This window comes from Roseobacter sp., assembly GCF_045106495.1.
GTDB lineage: Bacteria > Pseudomonadota > Alphaproteobacteria > Rhodobacterales > Rhodobacteraceae > Roseobacter.
The window spans coordinates 12,579-34,648 of sequence record NZ_JBGCEQ010000008.1 but is presented as its reverse complement, the minus strand read 5'-3'; the positions used below and the strand labels follow the sequence as shown (position 1 = coordinate 34,648).

Sequence of the window (22,070 nt, the reverse complement as noted above, 5' to 3'; positions counted from 1 at the left end):
ACTGTTGGCAGTTTTCGCGCCTACAACGGGTCAATTCAGCGCGGCGGCCTGCCCGATGTCACATGCCCACTGGTCAGAATCGCGTTTTGCCCGGCAAGTTTCACATCCGGAGCTTTCTCATTTGCGTTGAGACTGGTATACTAGTCAGTGAACTGGTATGCCAGTGCGTATCGACTGTGGCGATACTTACATATCTCAAGTGCAGGCGCACCGACACGGGCACAAGTCCTGCCTAAGCCGTGTCAAAATGGATGGACGTAGCAAATTGGAGAGGGCGCAATGGCGCAAGCAACACAATTGGGCGAACGGCGCACCAGCGTCGACGAGATATTTGACCATCTTCATGACGAAATCCTGTCCTTGCGTTTGCGCCCGGGCGACAAAATCTCCGAGGCGGATATAGCTGCGCAATTCGGCGTTTCGCGTCAACCGGTACGGGATGCTTTCAGCCGGCTGGCCACCCTCGATCTTTTGCTGATCCGCCCGCAGCGCGCAACAGAAGTAAAAAGGTTCTCTTCGCGCGCCATTGTCAAATCTCGGTTTGTTCGCGCGGCTGTCGAGCAGGAGGTCTTACGCCGCGCGGCGCGCCAATGCGATGCCCTGGGTGCGGCAGAACTGGACCGTGCCATTGCCGCTCAGGAACAGGCGATCCAGGACAACGACGTCGACGCTTTTGGCAGGCTCGACTATGAATTTCACAAAACACTATGCGCCATTGCGAAGGCCAGTTTCGCCTTTGACGTGATCATGACCGAAAAATCCAAAGTAGACCGGCTGTGCATTCTCAGCCTGTCAAAGGGCGATCGCATGCCCGAACTTGTGGCCGATCACCGCGAGATGGCAGAGGCGGTCAAAAGCCACGATGTCGAGAAAGCGGTTGAAACCGGCATGCGGCACCTGTCTCGGCTGGACGACACAATCGAGCAGATTTCCGTCACCAATGCGAATTACTTTGAACGTGAAACACTTCAGGACCTCTAGAGCACGTAAGGCATCCCCATGACCCACCCAAAACCCCGCGTCGCGGCACCCATTGGTGCGTTGAGCTTTCCAAATTTGCAGGGCGAGACGATCTCTATTGGTGATCCCAAGGACCGCTGGACCATGCTGTTTGTTTACAGAGGGCGCCATTGCCCGCGCTGCAAACGGTTTTTGAACAAGCTCAACGCCGTGCTACCCGCCTGGACCTCCAAAATCGATGTTGTGATCGTCTCCGCTGATTCTCTGGAAAAAGCGCGCGCGGACAAGGAGGAGTTCGGATGGGACTTCGAGCTTTGCCACGGGCTGACCGAACCGCAGATGCGGTCTTTGGGGCTCTACGTCTCCGACCCACTGTCGGATGCGGAAACCACCACCAGATTTGCCGAACCGGGCGCCTTTGGGATAAAGCCGGACGGCACATTGATGCTTGTGGACATCTCTAACGGCCCAGCTGCGCGCCCTGATCTCGAAGAGCTCTTGGATGGTATGATTTTCAACATCGACAATGACCGCCCTGTGCGAGGGACTGCTTGACCTCCGAAGAGCCGTGCATCTTTGCCTTCAGTTTTTGTCTATTCCGGGATTCGACCGGTGCCAAGATCTGGGTGCTCAACAAACGGCGTGAACACACGCGCATTCCCAGTTGACAATTCTGGTATACTAGTCTTCCTTTAAGCATGACCATACAGACCTACACCAAAATCAGGCACGATTCACAGCAATTGTTTTGAATGCTGCAAGGGACCAGATGGCGGGTTTAACCGGGTCAAAACCAAAGGGAGGACATCATGTTCAACAAACTAACCAAGACACTCATCGGAGCTGTCGCCATTTCCGTATTGGGATGTGCGGCCAGTGCAGAGAACTGGCGCGGCTGGAACATCCACGTGGACGGCTATCCAAATACCGTCGCCATGGACAAATTCGCCGAGCTACTTGCTGAAAAGACCAATGGCGAAATCACGCTTCAGATGTTCCACGGCGGCACCCTGGGCAGCCAGCCTGATGCGATCGAGCAGGTACGCCTGGGCGGTCTCGAAATCGGCAATTTCAACCTTGGCCCAATCGGTCCCATTGCGGCCGCCGCCAACGTTGTATCCTTGCCTTTTGTCTTTAAAGACGTGCCCCACATGTTCCGGGTGCTCGACGGTGAGGGCGGCAAAGCCATCGCGGCAGGCATGGCCGAAAAAGGCTTGCAGCCTTTGGCATGGTATGACGCCGGCGCGCGGTCCTTCTACAACGGTGAAAAAGCCATCAACACGCCAGCCGATGTCGAAGGCATGAAGGTGCGTGTAATGAACAACGACCTCTTCACCGGCATGATTTCCGAACTGGGCGGAAACCCTTCGCCGATGGCTTTTGCGGAAGTCTATCAGGCGTTGAAAACCGGCGTTGTCGATGGTGCGGAAAACAACTGGCCCTCTTACGAATCTACCGGTCACTTTGAAGTTGCAGGCTACTATTCGCTATCCCAGCACCTGATCATTCCGGAGTGCATTTGTATCAATGCAGGCACATTCAACGCGCTGTCGGATGACATGAAAGCGGCTGTGCTGGAAGCTGCACAAGAATCAGCTTTGATGCAGCGTGACCTGTGGAACGCGCGTGAAGCGTCAAGCCGCGAGGCGGTCGAAGCCGCAGGTGTGGTCGTCAACGAAGTCGCCGACAAGGCACCATTCCAAGCCGCCATGGCGCCGGTCTATGAAGCCTACTTTGAAACGAACCCGGATCTGCGCGCTTTGGTGGAGCTCATTCAGGCCACTGAATAATCAAGCTTCCTGTATGATTTGAGAGCGCCCGGCCCCAATTGCCTGGAGCCGGGCGCTTTTTTCACGGAGAGTTTCAATGCGCGATGCCCCCACACTTCCCCCTGCTCTACGTCGTATGGACGCAACCCTCGATGGGCTTGCCTTTGTCTGTCGTGTTTTGACAGGCGTCGCGCTGGTGATTTTGACCGTCATATTCGGCTGGCTGGTGTTTGGCCGTTACGTGCTGAACGCGACACCCACCTGGGTGGAGCAGGTGGCGCTGCTGCTGGTCATGCTCATCGCCTTCTTGGGGGCCGCTGTCGGTGTGCATGAAAACACACATCTGTCCGTGTCGGTTCTGCGCACCGCAGTTCCACCCCATGTACGCAAGGTTTTTGTCATCATAACCGATCTGACCATGGCCGGTTTTGGCGGGCTCATGCTGTGGTACGGCGCTCAGCTGACCCTCTTTAAATGGGGCTCTCTCATCCCTTTGATCCAGTTACCGGAAGGGCTGCGCTCTTTGCCCCTGACCATTGGTGGCGCACTTATCCTGCTCTTTTCACTGGGCCACCTCATCCGCCTGGCCCTGGGCGTTGACGCCCGAACAGACAGCATAGAATAGGTATTACGCATGGGCCTCTTGGTTCTTTTGGGACTTTTCGCCCTCTGCGTGGCGATCGGCACGCCGGTGGCCTTTGCGCTCGGCATATCCGCCATCGCGGCCTTCTGGTACGAGGGCCTGCCGCTAATGATCGGCTTTCAGCGCATTGTCAGCGGCATCAACGTCTTTGCCCTGATGGCGATCCCCTTCTTCATCTTTGCAGGTGAGCTGATGTTTCATGGCGGCATTGCAATGCGCCTTGTGCGCTTTGCCTCCGCTGCCGTTGGCGCGGTGCGGGGCGGGCTCGGCATCGTCAATGTGTTCTCCTCCATGCTCTTCGGCGGCATCTCAGGCTCAGCCATTGCCGACATCTCCGCACTCGGATCGATCCTGGTGCCGGTGATGAAGGAAAAGGGCTATGACGCAGACTACGCGGTCAATGTCACTGTCACCTCCTCCATCGCGGGCATCATCATCCCGCCCAGCCACAACATGATCATCTTCGCCATCGCCGCCGGCGGCGGCATCTCGATCTCGAAGCTTTTCCTCGCTGGCGTTGTGCCGGGCATCCTGATGTGCCTCTGCCTTGCGCTCGCCGCCTATCTGGTGGCCGTCAAACGCGGCTATCAGGCCGAACCCTTCCCCGGTTGGACCGCGCTCGCCCTTGCCTTCTTCGGGGCCATTCCCGGTCTCCTGACCGCCGTGATCATCGTGGGCGGCGTCCTCTCCGGCGTTTTTACCGTGACCGAATCCGGTGCGTTCGGCGCCATCTACGCCTTCGTCGTAACCCTGCTGGTCTACCGCTCAATCACTTGGGAAAAGTTTCGCCTCGCCGTGGCTCAAGCGGTGAAAACAACCGCCATGGTCATGATCCTGATCGCCTGCGCTGGCGCCTTTGCCTATATGCTAACCTTCTACCGGGTGCCCAATAAAACCGTCGATCTGCTGACCGGGCTGACGGACAACCCCATTTTGATCCTGCTGATGATTAACCTGGTCTTGCTGGTGCTCGGCATGATCATGGACATGGCGGCGCTGATCCTGATCTGCACCCCGATCTTCTTGCCGGTGGCCAATACCCTTGGGATCGACCCGCTGCAATTCGGGATGATCCTGCTGGTCAACCTGGGGCTCGGCCTGTGCACGCCACCGGTTGGCTCCTGTCTCTTCGTTGGTTGCGCCGTGGGCAAACTGCCGATGGAAAAGGCCGTGCGCACCATCTGGCCGTTCTACATCGCCATCTTGATTGCGCTCATGCTGATCACCTTTGTGCCTGCCATCTCGCTGACGCTGCCCCAGTTGATCGGCGGCTGACACCGCACACCCAACCCGACCAACGGCCTACAACTCCTGCTCGGGCACAGTCAGGTCATGTCCGATCAACCCGTCGATCTCCGTCATCACACCCGAGGGCAAGGCCCCGAATGCCAATGCCCCGGCGATCCCTTCGATCTGCGCCACCGTTCGGGCGCCGGGAATGGGAATATTCGCACTGTCTTTGGCCCAGAGCCACCCAATGGCCCCCTGCACCAAAGATCGCCCGTCCGTGGTCAGCAAGGCGCGCACCGCATCGAGTTTCTCCAGGAAATACGGGTTCGGCTGCGCGTCCTTGAAGTAGTCTATCACAAGGTTCGAACCGGCCCGGATGTCGCCACTTTGCAGGGTTGTCCCAGCCTCATACTTGCCGGTCAGCATCCCCATCGCCAGCGGCGAGCGAATGAGCGCTGCGAGCTTGTGCGCCTGAACCACCTGCTGGACGCGCGGCGCATCCACAAACACGTTCATCGCATGTTCCACCGCCTCAAAACCCGGGCGCGTGGCCACCGCAGCCACGCTGTCCGAAAAATCCGTGCTCCAGCCAAAGCCCTTTATTTTCCCAGCCAGACGCGCCTTTTCCATCTCTTCGAATATCGGTTCAGCCGCCGCGACCGGCAGTTTGTTGTCATGCAGCAAAACCAAATCGATGCACCCACGCTCCAACCGTCGCAGACAGTCGTCAATCGCCGGAAGAACGCGCGCGGGATCGGTGTCCCCAAATGTCAGCTGCCGGGTGTCTTCGTCCACGGCGATGCCGATCTTGGTCACCACAACAGCCTCCGGCCGATGCTTGAGCGCCTGCGCCAGCAACCGTTCCGAATGGCCCGCGCCATAGGCGGCGGCGGTGTCAAACAGGCTGATCCCGTGATCCAGCGCCGCATGGATCGTGCGGATAGCCTCGCCGTCATCTGCATGCGAGTAACCCAAAGAGGCGTCGCCAGCATACATGGCCCCTCCGATGGGCCAGCACCCCATGCCCAGTGGTTGAATGCCTGTGTCGGAAAATGTCATCTGGTGTCTCCAATTCTTGCAATTGGTGCTGAAGTACCCGCTTGGTCATTCCAATGAAATGAAACGTATTGTAATGATCGTTTCATGAATGAAATGAGCTTTGACTGGGACGATCTGCGTCTGTTTCTGGCCGTGGCCCGTGGCGGCGGCCTTGCAGCAGCCACCGCATCAACACAAAAAAGCGCCCCGACACTGGGACGGCGCATGTTGGCTCTGGAACGTCGGCTGGGTCAGGAGCTGTTTCGGCGGCTGCCCCGGGGATACGCGCTGACCGACGAAGGACAGGCGCTTCTGACCAAGGCCACCGAACTGGAGGCACAGTTGCACGCAAGCCTTGGCGCTGGGTCCACAGCCTCCGTCCCCACGGTCAAAGTCTCTGCCGGGCTGTGGGTGACGCATCTGCTCTGCGCACAGGCCCGCCAGATCGTAGGGTCGGACCCGGTGCGTTTGCGCTTTATCGCGGATGACGCCGTGGCCGACATCGGCCGACGCGAAGCCCTCATCGGTATCCGCAACCACCGCCCCGAAGGCCCAGGCCTCGCCGGGCGCAAGGTCGCCCGCGTGCAATTCGCCGTTTATGCCCGCGATGCCGCATGCGAAACCTGGGCGCAGGTGATCGGCGCGACCCCTTCGGCAAAATGGACGCAATCGGCGGCAACAGGCGCGGATACCATCGAAGTCACCAGCTCCCGCAACGCGCTGGACTTGGCGCGCGCCGGTGCCGCCCGCGCCGTGCTGCCCACATTTATCGGCACGCAATGCGCCGAGTTAACGCAAGTTTCGCCGCTCATTGACGATCTGATGCATGATCAATGGCTGGTCACGCATCACGAAGACCGGTTCCTGCCCGATGTGCGCCGGACCATTGACCGCATCCACATGGTCTTGAGATCGCAACCTCACCACCGGTGACGGGGTCCCCTGTGGCACAAAGACCGGCACGATCAGACGCAGGCCCCCGGTATCCCAAAGAACCTTGCGAGGGGCGCTTCAGCAGTCTAAAATGGGAAGGCTTTCGGGTAAGCCTCCAGGTCCGCGGAAAGCCGTCATCGGCACCCTGAACTCAGATCGACAACCTCTCTTCGGTATGTCTCATGCCCGATCCCAGCGGACCGTCGGGCCGAAAATGAGGACACCGATGACCAAATCACTGACCCAACTGCGCCGCGACGCAAAAAACCTTCGCAAAAAACATCTGGCTGGTGACACACACGCCCGTCAACGGATCACGAATTACCCCCCGCGCCGCGATGGCGCGACCCTCAAACACGCAGACTACCTGCATGTCATCGCCCGCGAAAACAGCTTCCCGTCCTGGCCCGCGCTCAAATTCGCGGCTGACATGCTCGGGATGGACAAAGCCACCAAACGGCAGCGTCTGAAACTGGCCGTGACCCGAGGGCATTTCAGCGTTGCAGATCAGTTGCTGAACGATACCCCCGACCTTGCGCAAGGCGATTTTGCGCTTTGTCTGGGCCTTTACCGCAAAACGGAAACGATGCAGTTTCTCACCACCCAGCCGCATCTGGCCACGGAACTGATCGGCAACCTGGCACCGCCGCTGACGATATTGGCCCGTTCAAAGTGGATCCATCACGCGCCTGACCTGGCCGATGACATGATCGCCATCGCAGATGCGCTCCGGGATAGGGGCGCAGATCTCGACGCAGGCGCGCCCGTATATGACGGCAATGACTACCGGCTTTCGCCGCTCTATTTTGCGATCGGACATGCCGACAATATGATCCTTGGAAAATGGCTGCTTGAGAAGGGCGCCAACCCGAATGATGACGAGAGTCTTTATCACGCGACGGAATTGGGCCATCACCACGGCCTGCGGATGCTGCTGTCGCATGGCGCCAACCCAAAAGGCACAAATGCTCTGCTTCGGGCCATGGATTTCCACGACAACACAGCCGTGCAAATGTTAATCGACCATGGGGCTCGGGTGGATGATTTCGACGGGTCGCATGTGGGCGGCGAAGCACCCTGGGTTGTGCCGGCCCTGCATCAGGCCGCGCGCAGAATGGCCGGGACGGAGATGATCACATTGCTCATGGACAATGGTGCCAATGCGAACCGGCGCTTTGAAGGGGCCACGCCCTATGCTTATGCACGTGTCTTCGGCAATGCCGCGCTGGCCCGGTTGCTGGAAGAACGCGGTGCGGACACCACGCTCACCCGCGTTGAAACGGCACTGGCCGCCGCTGCGGAGGGGCCGACAACACACCGCTTGTCCCCTGCAGACGTACCCGACGCCTATTGCAACATCATTCGCATGATCTTGCATTTGCCAGGCAAACTGGGCCACGTGCGACGTCTTGTGGCACTGGGGATTGAGAATGACCGGCCGGACACCGAAGGGCTGACACCGGTACAGGTGGCCGGGTGGAAAGGCCTTCCGGATATGTTGGCCTATCTGCTCTCGCTCAAACCGGATCTGGATCACGTCAACAGCTACGGCGGCACGCTTCTGTCCACCATCCTGCACGGGTCGGAAAACTGCCCACAAAGGCAAGACCGCGACTACATTTCGTGCCTTGAGCTGGCCTTGCAGGCGGGCGTATTGCTGCCGCGCCGCGCAATGGAATTGACCGGCGACAGCAACATTTCCGAGTTTTTGCTGGCCTGGGCGGAGCAGCATCCCGCACAAGTGGTGGAGGGCGGTGCGGCCTAGGCCTGACCTTCTCTGACCTCTGGTGCGGATCAACAGGTTTCCGTAGCTCCTGAAAAACCGCGCAAATTCAGGACCCGGTTTGACCTGTTGACCCCGCCGCTGCCAAAGAGCGCATCAAGACCTGCCAAATCCGCATGCGCATGGCGCGTGAGACCCAGACCAGAGGCTGGGCCTTTTACTCTACGGCACCCATCCGTCTCCGGGCCTCAAGCGTCATGCGCCTGTCAGTTGAGCCATTGACCTGCAACTGTACTGGAAAAGCGCCGTGTAACGATGACAGCAAAACCCCGTTCCGCTGATCGAACCGGCGTCACCCCTGCGTGCGCAACCATTCCATGACCGAGGGGCGCACAGACATCTCGCCGCGATGGCGCGCATCCGCGATGACCTTGCGTACCGCGTCCAGATCGGATCGCCGCAGCAGGCTTTTGACCGGGCCAATGGAGGCTGGCCGCATCGACAGGCTGCGCAAACCGATGGCCGCCAGACACATGGCTTCCACCGGGCGCCCGGCATCCTCACCACAGAACGACACGGGAGTGTTGGTCTTTGCACAACGCTCCACGATCCCTTCCAGAAAACTCAGAAACGACACGTTGAGCGTATCATAACGCCGCCGCACCCGTTCATTTTCGCGGTCCGCCGCAAAGAAGAACTGCTTCAGGTCATTGCCCCCGATGGACAGGAAATCGACCTCCTCAAAGAACTTGACCGGTGCAAAAGCCAGACTGGGCGTCTCCAGCATGGCGCCAACCTCAATGTGCTCGGGCAAGATATGACCCAGCCGTTCTTCTGCCGCCATTGTCTTGTCCAAAAGGCGGCGCGCGGCGCGGTATTCCTCGAACTGCGCCACAAAGGGGAACATGATCGTCAGTGGCCGCCCGTCTGCTGCGCGGATCAAGGCTTGCAACTGCATCCGCATGATGCCCGGCTTGTCCAGACCTACCCGTATGGCGCGCCAGCCCAACGCCGGGTTCGGCTCATCATTTGGCTTCATATAGGGCAGCACTTTGTCGGAGCCGATGTCCAGCGTTCGGAACACCACGCGCTTGCCCTTTGCCGAATCCAGAACCCGCGCATATAGCGCCACCAGGTCGGACCTGCGTGGCATCTTATCGCGCACCAAAAACTGCAGTTCGGTTCTGAACAGCCCAACGCCCTCGGCGCCGGAATTCGGCAGCGACGGCAAATCCGCCATCAGGCCTGCGTTCATATGCATGGAAATCACCGCGCCATCGGGTGTTTCGGCGGGTTTGTCCCGGATCGAGGCATAGCGCTCTTGAGCGGCAGCCAGCATGGCGATCTTGTCGCGAAAGGCCGCCACCACAGTGTCGTCGGGGCGCAGATGCGCAATGCCTTGCTCGCCGTCGACCATGATATGGTCCCCGTTCAGGGCTTCGGTGGTCACCCCGCTTGCATGCACCACCAACGGAATCGCCAGGGCGCGTGCCACGATGGCCGCATGACTGCCCACCGAGCCTTCCTCCAGCACGATGCCTTTGAGGCTGCGACCATATTCCAAAAGCTCCGCCGGGCCGATGTTACGTGCAATCAGGATCGGGTCAGCAGGCATTTCCGCCCCGGTATCTGCCCCTTGCCCGGTTAAAATACGCAGCAGCCGATTGCTGAGATCATCCAGATCACTCAGCCGGTCACGCAGGTAGTTATCCGTGACCTGCCCCATGCGCGCACGCGCCAGCGATTGTTCCTTTTCAACCGAAGCCTCGGCAGAAAGCCCGTTGGCAATATCCTCCTCCATCCGCCGCATCCAGCCTTTGGAATTGGCAAACATACGGTAGGCTTCCAGCACTTGTTGCTGATCTTTGTCGTGATTACCGGCAATCTCCAGCATCTTGTCGACGCCAACGCGCAGCTGCTCCACCGCTTCGCGCAGCCGTTCCAGCTCGCGCACAGGGTCATCCGCTATCGGGTTGGTCACCACAACGCGCGGCTCGTGCAGCCAGACATGTCCTTCCGCCGCACCTTCTTGCCCGACCGTGCCGCGGTACATCGCTGGCTGCAAATGCCGCGCAGACATCGCAGCCCCCTCGCCCACAAACGCACCCAGTTCCGTCATCTCTGCCAGAACCATCGCCACGACTTCCAGCGCATAAACCTCATCCAGCAGGAATTCCCGCGCGTTTCTGGACTGCACCACCAGAACGCCCAGCGCGTCGCCGAGCCTCTGGATCGGCACTCCGAGGAAACTGGGAAAGACCTCTTCGCCGGTCTCGGGCATGTAGCGAAAGCCCTTGGTTTGCGGGGCATCCGCCGTGTTCACCACCTGCCTGCGCCGCGCAACCATGCCCACAAGGCCTTCGCCCAGTTTCATCCGGGTCTGGTGCACCGCGTCCTGGTTGAGGCCTTCGGTGGCACAAAGCTCAAGCGTGTCCTGGTCGCGAAACAGATAGATCGAGCAGACTTCACAAGTCATGCTGTCCGCAATCAAATGGGTGATCTTGTTCAGACGCGCCTGCCCTTCGACATTGCCCGCCATCGCGTCTCGCAGCCGCCCTAGCAGCTTGCGCGAACCAGTCTCCTGACGTTCAGCCACGCGCGCGCTCCTCCTCCATCAACTGCTCTGATGCGCTTTGCGCGCAAATCAGGCCACTTTTTCAAGCTCGAATGCATCATGCAGCGCCTGTACGGCGAGTTCCATGTATTTCCGGTCAATCAAGACAGAAATCTTGATCTCGGATGTTGTAATCACCTTGATGTTGATGCCTTCCGCACTCAACACCTGAAACATCTTAGCAGCCACACCCGTATGGCTGCGCATCCCGATACCCACCACTGAAACCTTGGCCACATCCGTATCTGCAATCACGTCGTGGTAGTTTATAACGCCCTGTTCCTTGGCTTCAGCCACGGCTTTTTGCGCCCGAACTACTTGATCGGTCGGGCAGGACCAGGTCATATCCGTGCGCCCTTCTTCCGAGATGTTTTGCACGATCATATCGACATTCACCCCACCGTCACTGAGCGCGGTGAAGATACTGGCCGCGATGCCGGGACGGTCAGCAACACTCACAAGGGTCATCTTGGCCTCGTCCCGCGAAAAAGCCACACCGGCCACCACATTTCTTTCCATGATTTCCTCCTCGGCGCAGACCAATGTGCCCGCATCATCTGATTGCTCTTCAAAACTGCTCAACACCCGCAGCTTGACCTTGTACCGCATCGCCAGCTCGACAGATCGCGTCTGCAAAACCTTGGCCCCCAGAGAGGCCAATTCCAACATCTCCTCAAAAGAGATCTTATCCAGTTTGCGCGCCTTGGGCGACACCCGTGGGTCTGTTGTGTAAACCCCATCGACATCGGTGTAGATATCACAGCGCTCCGCCTCAAAGGCCGCTGCGAAAGCCACCGCCGTGGTGTCTGATCCGCCCCGCCCCAAGGTCGTGATACGCCCTTCCGGACTCACCCCTTGAAAACCGGCAACCACCGCCACCCGCATGCCTTCCGCAAACTTGGTCAGAATGTTCGCGGGGGGGATGTCTTCGATACGTGCGGCAGAGTGCGCCGAGGTGGTCTGAACCGGCACCTGCCAGCCCTGCCAGCTGCGCGCCGGCACATCCATCTCCTGCAAGGTCAACGCCATCAGCCCGGCTGTCACATTCTCGCCCGAGGACACAACCGCATCATATTCGCGCGCATCATAGAGCGGCGAGGTCTCGCCAACCCAACCCACCAGCTCGTTGGTCTTGCCCGACATGGCCGATACGATCACAATGACATCGTAGCCTTTTGCCACCTCCACCCCGACGCGTTTCGCCGCCCGCCGAATGCGGTCCAGGGTGGCCACCGACGTGCCCCCAAATTTCATCACCAAAACAGGCATGATGTGCCCCTCGCATTAGTCGCGGCGGGTGTACGCGCAGTTGGCTCAACACACAAGCCAACACAGGTTTTTCTGGTGGAACTCTGCCGTGCGAGGCGCGCACCCATTCAGCTGCGCTGCGCAGCTGACAGCTTCGCGTGGCGGCTTGCCGCCTCCTTTGGGCTAAAACATGCGCCGTTCAAAAGCTGTGCGCGCGCGCATCCCAAGTCTCAAAAACACCCGTGGTCGACATATTCAACGCGTCAAACCGCGCGACCAGCCCGGCAACGGCTTCATCGACGCCAATGTCTGCCGCAGACCCGCCCATGTCCGTTTGCACCCAGCCCGGATGATAAATACCCACGGCAATGCCCTGAACCTTGAGGTCAGAGGCCAGGTTGCGTCCCAGATTGAGCGCCGCCGCCTTTGATGCGCGGTAGATGTAACTGCCCCCCGGTGCCCGTTCGGACGACGCCATTTGCGAGGAGATGATGGCAATTTTTGCAGCTTTTGCGGCCCTGAGGTTCGGCAACAGCGATTGCACGGATAAAAACACGCCCGTTACATTGGTGGCAAAACTGTCCGCCCACTGCGCCACCGGGAAGCCCTCTTCCAACCCCTGACCCTTGTCGAGATATACGCCGGCGTTGCACACGAGCAAGTCCACCGCGCGCCCGTCCAAACCGTGGGCAAAGGCCGCATGGCTTGCCGGGTCGGTCACATCGAGCCGATGCGGCCCCTGTCGCGTTGTGCCGATCACATCCGCGCCGCGCGCCATGTATGCGGCCACAAGGCCAGCGCCAATCCCGCGACTGGTTCCGGTAATTACAACTGTCATGAGGTCTAGTTCGCTTTTCGGTTGGGTAAAAAGGGCAAAGGCATCACAGGAACACCATCGTCAATCAGCGCCTTTGCCTCCGCGCCATTGGCTTCCCCATAGATCGCACGCTCCGGCGTGGTCCCAAGATACATGGAACGCGCCTCTTCAGCAAAACGCGGGCCGACGTAATCCGCGTTTTTCTCCACTTCGCGACGCATTTTGGTCAAGGCCTTTTCCTGATCTGACTGCGCCGTTTGCAAGGGCTTTTCTGGGGCCGCTTCAGCCTGCGTCGATACGCGGGGTGCCATGATCGCTTTGCTCACATCATTGCTGCCGCAAACCGTACAGAACAGATGTCCCGCTGCTTTCAGTGCGTCAAAAGCGGAAGCAGACTGAAACCAGCTGTCAAAAACATGCTCTTCGTCACATTTGAGCGAAAATTGAATCATGTTAAGCAGAGTACCCTAAAGCCGTTACCATTTGTTTATCAAATGGCCTGCATCTTTCCCATCGTCAAGCCGTTCCCGCATCTTCGCGCGGGTCGAAATCACGCAAAATACGTGCTAATTCAGGCTCTTCGACCAAACGCGCTGCTTTTTTGCGCGACATCCATTGGCGCATTCTTTGCCCGGCTTCAGGATATTCGTCCGCCAAGGTCTCCACCTGCACCGCATAAACCATCGCCAGACAGGGCAAGGCACCCAAGCCTTCGGTATCCTTGCTGAAAGAATAGATCCCCAGACATCGGCCATTCGTTGTGCCACGGACCCCGGCTTCTTCCCAAGCTTCCTGCATGGCGGAGGCCGCCGGCGTGCGGGCATCCATCGGCCATCCCTTGGGCACGATCCACCGCCGCGTCCCGCGCGAGGTGATCAGCAAGATCTGAACTTTCTTCTTTTTGATCCGGTAACACAGCGCCGCGAATTGGGTCCGCACGTCCCGTTTTCCTGCACCTGCAAGTGATATCGGCAACTGTTTAATCATGGAATGGACCGCACCAAATGTAGAAGAGACCAGAAAGATCATTTTGAACCTTGAACAAAATATGGCTCATTTCGACGTGTTTTCCAACAATTTATGGCCCGCAAAACGCCCCTTGCCACAGGATATTGTGGCAGGACCCGTGTTGTTTACAAACTCAGGCGCGGTCAACTCACAGGTCGCCCTTGCATTTTGACGCGCAATTGGGATGCCAGTCTTTCTATTGGAACATCCGCGTCGATGGCCAGCTTGCGCAAGCCAAAGTGCACATGTGCCATTTCCTGATAATAATTTGTATAGGCATAATTGGCGGCCGCGCCCGCAACCGTGCCCAGAATCGGCACGGTTTGGGCCGCCAGCTTTTGTCCCAAAACGGTCGCCAGCCGCGGCGCCACACGCGCAATCAACCCCTGCAAGGCTGCACCTGTCAGCGTGACGCGCGCGGACAAAAACCCCAGATCCGCGCCATCATCCTCTGCCAAAGGCCCCGCAGAGGCAAAAACCTCGATGCAATCGAACCGGACACTCTCGGCGTTGGGATCAAACCCATGCTCGACCGCCACCCCCTGGATCAGGCGCAGCAGCAAGGTGGTCGTCACCGGTAATTCTGCCAGCGCAGTGGGCAATCCACCCGCACCCCCCACCGCCCCCATGGCGGTGCCCACGGCAGTGTTCACCCAGCGTTTCTGGTCGGGGATGAAATCGCGACTGGACCCGGCGGCCTTCATGGCCTGTTCCAACGCGCGCCGCGTTGCTTCCTGCAGACCGGATTGCGCAGCAGTCGGCAGCCGGTCCAATAGGCCCTCCGCGTGCCCGCCAACAAGGTTCAAAAGCTCAACTGCGCCACCCCCTGCCCGCTTGTACCGCTGCGCCAACGCATCCAGCTCAGCGTCCACATCAACCACCACAATCTGCGAAATATCATCCATTATTCTGTCCCTTCCCCTTCAAAATGGGCAGGCAGGCCGCGCATTTCAATCGGGCGCAGCTTGCGACATGTGCCAGCGGGTGACATCGCCACGGATCCCTGACCAGGCATCTGGTTTAAGTGCACGGCCCAGAATCCGGTCTGGATTCGTTGGAGGTGGCATGATCACACCGTCGAGCTTTTCGAACCCGAACCGCGCATAGTAAGGGGCATCGCCGACCAGCATGACCCTGGCCCAATCCAGCTCAACCGCCCGGCCAAGGGCGTGCTGGATCAACTCGCCCGCCAACCCCTCGCCCTGGCGCGTTGGATGAACGGCAATCGGCCCCAGGAGCAGGGCCTGCTCCGATCCCACCCGCACAGGCCAGAACCGCACCGCGCCGGCCAGAATCCCGTCACCGTCGCGCGCCACATGGTTGAGCGGTGCAACAGACGGGACATCATCCCTTAACCGGTAAGACGACAAGGCCACACGTCCCGGCGCGAAACACAGATCAAAGAGCGCTTCGACCTCATGCACATCCCGCAGAGTTTCTGGGTTCAAATGGTACACGGCGACTGCGCGGCCCCGGCTTTGGTTTCAGGTGGCCCGCCCCTAGCACATGCGTTACAGGAGCTGCAAACGATCAGGAGTTCCAAAATGTTCTATCGCCCCCAGGAAGGCCACGGCCTGCCCCATAACCCCTTCAACGCCGTTGTCACGCCAAGACCCATTGGTTGGATTTCCACGCGTGATGCCCAAGGTCGCAACAATCTGGCACCCTATTCGTTTTTCAACGCCATAGCCTACACGCCGCCGCAGGTGATGTTCGCCTCCACCGGCGCCAAAGGCGATCAGGATAACACCAAAGATTCGGTGGCCAACATTCGCGAAACCGGCGTGTTTTGCGTCAACATCGTGGCCTATGCCATGCGCGATGCGATGAACGCCTCTTCGGCAGGGCTGCCCAAGGATAGCGATGAATTTGCCGCTGCGGGCATCACGTCAGCGGCCTGCAATGAAATCGACTGCGCCCGTGTGGCCGACGCCCCGGCGTCTCTGGAATGCCGAATGACGCAGATTATCGCCGCCAAAGGCCAAAGCAATCACGTTGTCTTTGGCGAAGTCGTCGGCGTGCATCTGCGCGATGACGCGCTGGTCGACGGGCGGTTTGACGTGCGCACGTTCCAACCACTCAGCCGGTTGGGTTACCGCGATTATGCCCAGGTGACAGAGCTTTTCGAGTTGGAACGCCCTGACGACAGAACATGATCCGCGCAAGACCTGACAACGGAAACCCCGCCGCGCCAAGAACCTCTGGATCTGTCCTCGCAATGGGACGGCGGGCGGGGCGTCTTGGCCTCTGGCCAACAGCGCCGCTCGCGGTCAATGGCCGCCCAGAATACCCGTGCGCACCTGATAATTGACGGCCAATTCATATTCAGGGTCATCGTCACTATCGACCATCAAATGGCCTGCCTTGGTCAGCAAACGGTGACAATCCGGGCTCAAATGGCGCAGCTGCAACCGCTTGCCTACATCTTCGTATTTGCCCGCAACCGCTTCAATCGCCTGCAGCGCAGACTGATCCACCACCCGACTGTCGGCAAAATCGACAATCACTTCCGACGGGTCGCCACGCACATCAAAGAGCTCGGAAAATCCCTCCGAAGACCCAAAAAACAACGGCCCCTGGATCTGGTACACCCGCGCCCCTTCCGGCGTCGTATAGGTCTTGGAATAGATACGGCGTGCATTGTTCCAGGCATAGGCCAGCGCACTGACAATCACACCGACAACCACCGCAACGGCAAGGTCTTCGTAGACCGTGACAGCCGTCACCAGCAGGATCACAAAAGCATCCGTCAACGGCACCTTGCGCAAGATCGTCAGACTGTTCCAGGCAAATGTCCCGATCACCACCATGAACATCACACCCACCAGCGCCGCCAGCGGAATAAGCTCAATGATCGACGAGCCCACCAGAATGAACAGCAACAAGAACACCGCCGCCGCAATGCCGGCCACCCGCGTCCGACCGCCGGATTTGACGTTGATCATCGACTGGCCGATCATCGCACAACCGCCCATACCGCCGAAAAATCCGGTCACCGTATTGGCCACGCCCTGCGCGATACACTCCTGCGACGCCCCGCCCCGCTTGTTGGTCATATCGCCCACAAGGTTCAGCGTCAGCAGGCTCTCGATCAACCCGATGGCCGCCAGAATGACCGCATAGGGCAGGATGATCTGAAACGTGTCCCAATTCAACGGCACCATCGGAATATGCAGGGTCGGAAACCCGCCCTGGATCGACGCCAGATCGCCCACACGCGGCACATCCAGCCCGAAACCGATCACCACCGCGGCCACAATCCCGATCCCCGCCAAAGGCGCGGGCACCGCGCGCGTAATCCGCGGCATCACCCAGATGATCGCCATGGTCGCCGCCACCAGCGCCAGCATCAAGAACAACGGCTGCCCCGACAGCCATTCGCCGCCCGACATGCCATGCCCGGTGTTCACAATCGTGCCCGGCACTTTGAACTGGCTCATCTGCGCCAGGAAAATCACGATCGCCAACCCGTTCACAAAGCCCAACATCACCGGATGCGGCACCAGCCGGATAAACTTGCCCCACTGCATGATGCCCGCAAACATCTGCAACAGCCCCATCAACACCACCGTGGCAAAAAGATACTCAACCCCATGCTGCGCCACCAGCGCCACCATCACCACGGCCAAAGCCCCCGTGGCCCCGGAAATCATGCCCGGTCGGCCCCCGATCAGGGCGGTGATCAACCCGACAATAAACGCCGCATAAAGCCCCACCAGCGGGTTCACCCCGGCCACAAAGGCAAAAGCCACCGCCTCGGGCACCAGTGCCAGCGCCACGGTCAGCCCGGACAAAAGTTCGATGCGCACCCGCGCCACGGAAAACCCCTCATCGGGCATCCAGCGCAAATCAGTCATTGCAAGGTTTTTAGTGAAGCTGCGGAACGTTGTTCGCACCATGTCTCTTATCCTGATGTCGGGTCATACGTCGGATCGGCCACGGCCAGACCCGAATTTTACGGTCCCTAGACGCTTTCGCGCGAAATGGAAACCCTGATGGCGCCGTGCCTAGGGGCACATCCCTAACAATCTGTTAAATCCCAAACCCGGCGCCCCGCGATTGAGCACTCTGTGGTTGATTTCAGCGCCCCGGCGCGCAAGGGTCGGCGGATCCCTCCCCGGAGCCGCGCCTTGCCCCTCATCCGCACTTACGTCGACATCGACCAACTGCGCTCCTTGACCACGGCCGAGCAAAAACTACTGGATCACTGCAAATCCGGCGACGGCTGCATCTTGGAAGACGGCAATCTGCCAAACGCCAACACTCCCGAGCGCCACATCCGCGCCAACCTCCTGCGCTACCTCATCCTCGGCGGCTGCAAGGACTTCCCCGCCAATGGTTGGGGGGTTAACCTCATAGGCGCCTATATCTCCAGAGCGCTTGACCTCAGTTTTGAAACCGCCCGCAAAGCCACGGGCCTATCCCACTGCCAGTTCGCCAAACCTATTAGAGCCCTGCAAACCAAATTCGACGCGCTATCGCTGGATGGCAGCGCCCTGCCCGCCCTCAACGCTCAAGGCATCAATGTCACCGGAAGCGTCTTCCTGCGCAACAGCACCGCCACGGGTGAAATCAGACTCTCCAGCGCACGGATTGGCGGGCAGCTTGACTGCACAGGGGCGACTTTCTCAGCAACGAATGGATTCGCGTTGAGCCTGCAAAAGGCCGAGATCAGAGAGGGTTTAATCTGGCGCAATGCCTCTCTGCCCAAAGGAATACTCCATCTCTCCAGCGCCCATGTGGGGGATCTGGTCGATGATCTCGCCTCCTGGCCCGACGCGGGCAGACTCGTCCTTGATGGTTTCACCTACGACCGCATTTCTGCTGCGCCAACCGATGCGGCACCGCGCCTGAAATGGTTGGCCAAAGGCGACACATGGGCGGGAGAGTTCTTCCCCCAGCCCTACACCCAGCTTGCCAAAGTGCTGCGCGAGATGGGCCATAACAGTGACGCGAGCGCGGTGCTGGCCGAGCGCGAAAAGTTGCTTTACCGCGACCGCTTCGAAACCACTTGGGTTTTGAACAACGGTGACCCCGCAGACGGGATCATCATCACCCAAAAAAACTATCTCACCATCCTCTGGTACTACCTCTTGGCGTGGGTTGTCGGATACGGGTATTACCCGCAGCGCAGCGTGATCACACTTGCCGTGCTCTGGCTCACCGCCACGGCCATCGGTTTCATGGCCTGGGAGGAAGGATCATTTGCGCCCAACTCCGACCCGATTCTCCTGTCCGCCGAATGGCAGGACTTCGCTGCCCTTGATCCGCCCGCCAATCCTGCAGCACTTTGGGTGGCCAAAGGCGCGCAAGGGCAGGATTGGGAAAGCTTCAACTCTTTTGCTTATGCCGCCGATCTGGTCATTCCCATTGTCGACATCAGCCAGACCACCGCATGGGCACCGTCAAACACGCGCGGGTTTTGGGGCTATCACCTCTGGTGGTCGCAGTGGCTCTTTACTCTCGCAGGCTGGCTCGTCACGGCCTTGGGCGCAGCAGCGATCACCGGGATCATCCGGCGGGACTGAAATTTGGCCCGCGCAAAATCGGTGCACACTCTGTGCACAGGGTGTGCACGCGAATCATACATCGGATTTCCCCGAAAATCCCCGCCCCGTGGCACTCGAAATAGGGCGACAAACCGGCCGCTGCCTCACACCGCTTTTCGCGGATGGCAAGCAAGTGAACTCATCCGATTATCCGTTTTCATTTCCGGTGAAGCCTGCCTCCCGCATCAGGTCGTTGGAGGTTTTTTCCACCGTCGTTTCCAGCGACGCCATGAAAGTCGCGCGGTCCAGCCCCGGTTCGATCACTGGCAGAAATTCGACAACCGCCACGCCCGGTTTGCGCAGCATCCCCCGCTTGGGCCACAGCACACCCACGTTGGTGGCCACCGGCACGCAAGGCTGCCCCAGCTGCTCATAGAGGATCGCCGTGCCGACTTTATAGGGCATTTTGGCGCCCGGCGCGACGCGCGTTCCCTGCGAATAGATGATCAGTTGCCCGGGCGCGGCACGACCCGCGTTCACGTCCGACACCATCTTGTCAATCGCAGCACCCCGTTTGCCGCGATCCACCGCGACGCAGCCGAGGCGCTTGGCGTATTGCCCGATGACGGGCGTCATAAGTATCTCTTTTTTCATGATAAATTTCGCAGCAGGCAGTGCCGTGAAAATCATCATGATATCGAGAAAGGACTGGTGCTTGGCCGCAATCAAGGCTTCGCCCGAGGGCGGCGTGCCGCGCACTTCGCATCGCATTCCGACCATCCAGCCCGCCGTCCAGAAGACATAGCGGGAATAGGTTTTGCAGGCAGCATAGGCCCCTTTGCGGCTGAACATGGCCCAGGGCGCAAATCCGAGCCCGATGATCGGCATCGCGACGTACATCTGTACGATGAAAAGGGCGGAGCGAACATATTGGAGCATCAGGCGAGCCTTTTAAGAGCGCGGTTTGCAGCAGCGCCCGTTGCGGCAAAGGCAACCACGGCGGCCAGCAAGGGTATCAGCAAAGGCAAAGCCCAGTGCCAGCCCTGAAAGCCAAGCCCGGTGAGAAAGCCGCCTTTTTCCGATGCCGCCGGCAACAATAGTATCGCACCCATGCCGACGGCAGTGCCCACCACGGCGCCGCTCAAGGTCCGCAACGTAAAGCGGCGCACAAAGGCCCAGGCGATGAAATGATCCGTCGCACCCACAAGCCGCAAGACGGCAATGATCTGCGCATTGGCAGCTAGTGCTACGTTGGCCGCCAGCGTAACCATAGCCGCCATAGTCACCCCCAGCAGTATGGCAGAACCCCACCCCAGCAGGCGCAATCGCGACGCCGCCTGAACCAGAGGCGCGCGCCATTGCGTGTGATCATCGAATACAGCGCCGGGAACTTCCGCAGCTAGGCGCAATCGCAACCCGGCAGCATCGAAACCGCTGTTTTCTTCTATGACTTCAATCAATTGTGGGACCGGCAACGTAGTCAAATCCAGTTCCGGGCCAAACCATGGGGCCAGTAATGCCTGCTGTTCCGAGCTGTCAAGGGCACGGGCGAAGGCGACCCCCGCTGTTGTTTCCAGAATGCCCAGGGCTGCCTCTGTTTGTGCCGCGCGCTGTTCCTGGGGGGCCACGATCCGGATTGTTGATGAGCGTGCCAATTCATCTCCCCAGCGCGCGGCCAGCCGGCCGGAAGCCAGTGACAGGGCCATGGCAAAAATCGCCAGAAAGGCCATGGCGCCGGCGGAAAAGAGGGTCAACTGCGCTGTAAATCCGGACGGTGGCACCACTTGATCGCTCTGGCTGTCACCAAACACAAAGTTCAACATGCCAAGCAATGACGTTGTCATAAATCCGCGCCCGCGAGCTGAACCCGGCGATTTGCAATCCTGAGAACGCGCGCCTGTATCTGGCTTTTCGCGGCTCGGATCAGGCTCAGATCATGTGTCGCGATCAAAACGGTTTTGCCCATTTTGTTCAGTTCAACAAGCAACCGGAGCAACCGCTGTGACATTTCCCAATCGACGTTGCCAGTTGGTTCATCGGCGAGCACTATTTCTGGCGACATGATAACGGCGCGGGCCAAGGCGGCGCGTTGGCGCTCCCCGCCGGACAATTCCGGTGGCAAAGCATCCGCGCGATCTGTCAATCCGACCCAGGCCATTAATTCCGTCAAATCGCCGCCTTCAGCCTCGTCTTGACGCCCGGAAACACTCAGCGGCAACGCAATGTTTTCAGATACCGTGAGATGATCAAGAAAACGGCAGTCCTGGTGAACTACACCAGTCCGGCGTCGCAACATCGCAATATCATCCCGTTGCAGATTGCTCAAATCTTCGCCAAAAAACGTGATCTGGCCAGAAGTCGGCAGCAAAGCGCCGTAGCACAGTTTGAGAAATGTGGTCTTTCCAGCGCCAGAAGGGCCGGTCAAAAAGTAAAATGACCCCGGCGCCAGTTTCATCGATATTTCAGATAAAAGCGCGCCATCGCCATAGCTGTAAGCCACATTTTCCAGCTCTATCACAAAGGCCCCCGCGTTTATGGTTGGGTTGTTTTGCCCCACTGTTGGTCTGGTTTCAATGCATCACTTGTTAGCTTTGTTGA

General features: G+C 59.2%; 21 protein-coding genes. 9 read left to right on the top strand and 12 right to left on the bottom strand.

Going from position 1 to position 22,070, the window contains the following annotated elements; genetic code table 11:
* The first annotated feature begins 279 nt into the window (after window positions 1-279).
* The 5 genes from AB8B75_RS06545 to AB8B75_RS06525 all read left to right on the top strand — a co-directional run bounded on the left by AB8B75_RS06545 (window position 280) and on the right by AB8B75_RS06525 (window position 4,647).
* A complete protein-coding gene (locus AB8B75_RS06545; protein ID WP_405360812.1) occupies window positions 280-981 on the top strand; it encodes a GntR family transcriptional regulator in 702 nt (233 codons plus the stop codon).
* 18 nt (window positions 982-999) lie between these two features.
* Window positions 1,000-1,515 (top strand): peroxiredoxin family protein, encoded by a 516-nt coding sequence (locus AB8B75_RS06540; RefSeq protein WP_405360810.1) that lies wholly within the window; start codon window positions 1,000-1,002, stop codon window positions 1,513-1,515.
* A gap of 254 nt (window positions 1,516-1,769) precedes the next feature.
* Entirely contained in the window at window positions 1,770-2,750 is a 981-nt protein-coding gene (locus AB8B75_RS06535; protein WP_405360808.1) for a TRAP transporter substrate-binding protein, read from the top strand.
* Between the two features lie 76 nt (window positions 2,751-2,826).
* On the top strand, window positions 2,827-3,354 hold the full coding sequence (locus tag AB8B75_RS06530) for a TRAP transporter small permease (protein WP_405360806.1): 528 nt from the start codon (window positions 2,827-2,829) through the stop codon (window positions 3,352-3,354).
* Window positions 3,355-3,363: 9 nt separating this feature from the next.
* Window positions 3,364-4,647 carry a TRAP transporter large permease gene (locus AB8B75_RS06525; RefSeq protein WP_405360805.1) on the top strand — a complete coding sequence of 428 codons (1,284 nt, stop codon included), beginning with the start codon at window positions 3,364-3,366 and terminating at the stop codon, window positions 4,645-4,647.
* A gap of 27 nt (window positions 4,648-4,674) precedes the next feature.
* Here AB8B75_RS06525 and AB8B75_RS06520 read toward each other — a convergent pair whose 3' ends face one another.
* On the bottom strand, window positions 4,675-5,661 hold the full coding sequence (locus AB8B75_RS06520; RefSeq protein ID WP_405360803.1) for an aldo/keto reductase: 987 nt from the start codon (window positions 5,659-5,661) through the stop codon (window positions 4,675-4,677).
* 84 nt (window positions 5,662-5,745) lie between these two features.
* Here AB8B75_RS06520 and AB8B75_RS06515 point away from each other — a divergent pair, with 84 nt between their 5' ends.
* Both AB8B75_RS06515 and AB8B75_RS06510 read left to right on the top strand, forming a co-directional pair.
* Window positions 5,746-6,573 carry a LysR family transcriptional regulator gene (locus AB8B75_RS06515; protein ID WP_405360801.1) on the top strand — a complete coding sequence of 276 codons (828 nt, stop codon included), beginning with the start codon at window positions 5,746-5,748 and terminating at the stop codon, window positions 6,571-6,573.
* Window positions 6,574-6,799: 226 nt separating this feature from the next.
* Window positions 6,800-8,338 carry an ankyrin repeat domain-containing protein gene (locus tag AB8B75_RS06510; RefSeq protein WP_405360799.1) on the top strand — a complete coding sequence of 513 codons (1,539 nt, stop codon included), beginning with the start codon at window positions 6,800-6,802 and terminating at the stop codon, window positions 8,336-8,338.
* Window positions 8,339-8,648: 310 nt separating this feature from the next.
* Here the strand turns inward: AB8B75_RS06510 and ptsP are convergent, their stop codons facing one another.
* The 7 genes from ptsP to AB8B75_RS06475 form a co-directional block, all read right to left on the bottom strand.
* Window positions 8,649-10,835, bottom strand: coding sequence for a phosphoenolpyruvate--protein phosphotransferase (gene ptsP / locus AB8B75_RS06505; protein ID WP_405360906.1), 2,187 nt, complete (start codon window positions 10,833-10,835; stop codon window positions 8,649-8,651).
* Window positions 10,836-10,940: 105 nt separating this feature from the next.
* Window positions 10,941-12,179 carry an aspartate kinase gene (locus tag AB8B75_RS06500; protein ID WP_405360797.1) on the bottom strand — a complete coding sequence of 413 codons (1,239 nt, stop codon included), beginning with the start codon at window positions 12,177-12,179 and terminating at the stop codon, window positions 10,941-10,943.
* 178 nt (window positions 12,180-12,357) lie between these two features.
* Entirely contained in the window at window positions 12,358-12,996 is a 639-nt protein-coding gene (locus tag AB8B75_RS06495) for an SDR family NAD(P)-dependent oxidoreductase (protein WP_405360795.1), read from the bottom strand.
* A gap of 5 nt (window positions 12,997-13,001) precedes the next feature.
* Complete coding sequence (locus AB8B75_RS06490; RefSeq protein WP_405360793.1) at window positions 13,002-13,427, bottom strand: DUF1178 family protein; 426 nt, start codon at window positions 13,425-13,427, stop codon at window positions 13,002-13,004.
* 64 nt (window positions 13,428-13,491) lie between these two features.
* Window positions 13,492-13,962, bottom strand: coding sequence for an NUDIX hydrolase (locus AB8B75_RS06485; RefSeq protein WP_405360791.1), 471 nt, complete (start codon window positions 13,960-13,962; stop codon window positions 13,492-13,494).
* A gap of 164 nt (window positions 13,963-14,126) precedes the next feature.
* Window positions 14,127-14,888: an EcsC family protein gene (locus AB8B75_RS06480; protein ID WP_405360789.1), complete on the bottom strand. Its 762-nt coding sequence runs from the start codon at window positions 14,886-14,888 to the stop codon at window positions 14,127-14,129.
* 45 nt (window positions 14,889-14,933) lie between these two features.
* Window positions 14,934-15,440, bottom strand: coding sequence for a GNAT family N-acetyltransferase (locus AB8B75_RS06475; RefSeq protein ID WP_405360787.1), 507 nt, complete (start codon window positions 15,438-15,440; stop codon window positions 14,934-14,936).
* An 87-nt stretch (window positions 15,441-15,527) separates the two neighbouring features.
* Here AB8B75_RS06475 and AB8B75_RS06470 point away from each other — a divergent pair, with 87 nt between their 5' ends.
* Window positions 15,528-16,139 carry a flavin reductase family protein gene (locus AB8B75_RS06470; RefSeq protein WP_405360785.1) on the top strand — a complete coding sequence of 204 codons (612 nt, stop codon included), beginning with the start codon at window positions 15,528-15,530 and terminating at the stop codon, window positions 16,137-16,139.
* A 114-nt stretch (window positions 16,140-16,253) separates the two neighbouring features.
* Here AB8B75_RS06470 and AB8B75_RS06465 read toward each other — a convergent pair whose 3' ends face one another.
* Window positions 16,254-17,882, bottom strand: coding sequence for a SulP family inorganic anion transporter (locus tag AB8B75_RS06465; protein ID WP_405360783.1), 1,629 nt, complete (start codon window positions 17,880-17,882; stop codon window positions 16,254-16,256).
* A 231-nt stretch (window positions 17,883-18,113) separates the two neighbouring features.
* Between AB8B75_RS06465 and AB8B75_RS06460 the strand changes: the two genes are divergently transcribed.
* Window positions 18,114-19,511 carry a hypothetical protein gene (locus AB8B75_RS06460; RefSeq protein ID WP_405360781.1) on the top strand — a complete coding sequence of 466 codons (1,398 nt, stop codon included), beginning with the start codon at window positions 18,114-18,116 and terminating at the stop codon, window positions 19,509-19,511.
* Window positions 19,512-19,679: 168 nt separating this feature from the next.
* Here AB8B75_RS06460 and AB8B75_RS06455 read toward each other — a convergent pair whose 3' ends face one another.
* The 3 genes from AB8B75_RS06455 to AB8B75_RS06445 are packed head-to-tail and all read right to left on the bottom strand — an operon-like array spanning window position 19,680 to window position 21,990.
* Window positions 19,680-20,411 carry a lysophospholipid acyltransferase family protein gene (locus AB8B75_RS06455; RefSeq protein ID WP_405360779.1) on the bottom strand — a complete coding sequence of 244 codons (732 nt, stop codon included), beginning with the start codon at window positions 20,409-20,411 and terminating at the stop codon, window positions 19,680-19,682.
* Window positions 20,411-21,316 carry a cell division protein FtsX gene (locus tag AB8B75_RS06450; protein WP_405360777.1) on the bottom strand — a complete coding sequence of 302 codons (906 nt, stop codon included), beginning with the start codon at window positions 21,314-21,316 and terminating at the stop codon, window positions 20,411-20,413. The genes AB8B75_RS06455 and AB8B75_RS06450 overlap by 1 nt, the downstream gene beginning before the upstream one ends.
* Entirely contained in the window at window positions 21,313-21,990 is a 678-nt protein-coding gene (locus AB8B75_RS06445; protein WP_405360775.1) for a cell division ATP-binding protein FtsE, read from the bottom strand. The genes AB8B75_RS06450 and AB8B75_RS06445 overlap by 4 nt, the downstream gene beginning before the upstream one ends.
* Window positions 21,991-22,070 lie beyond the last annotated feature (80 nt).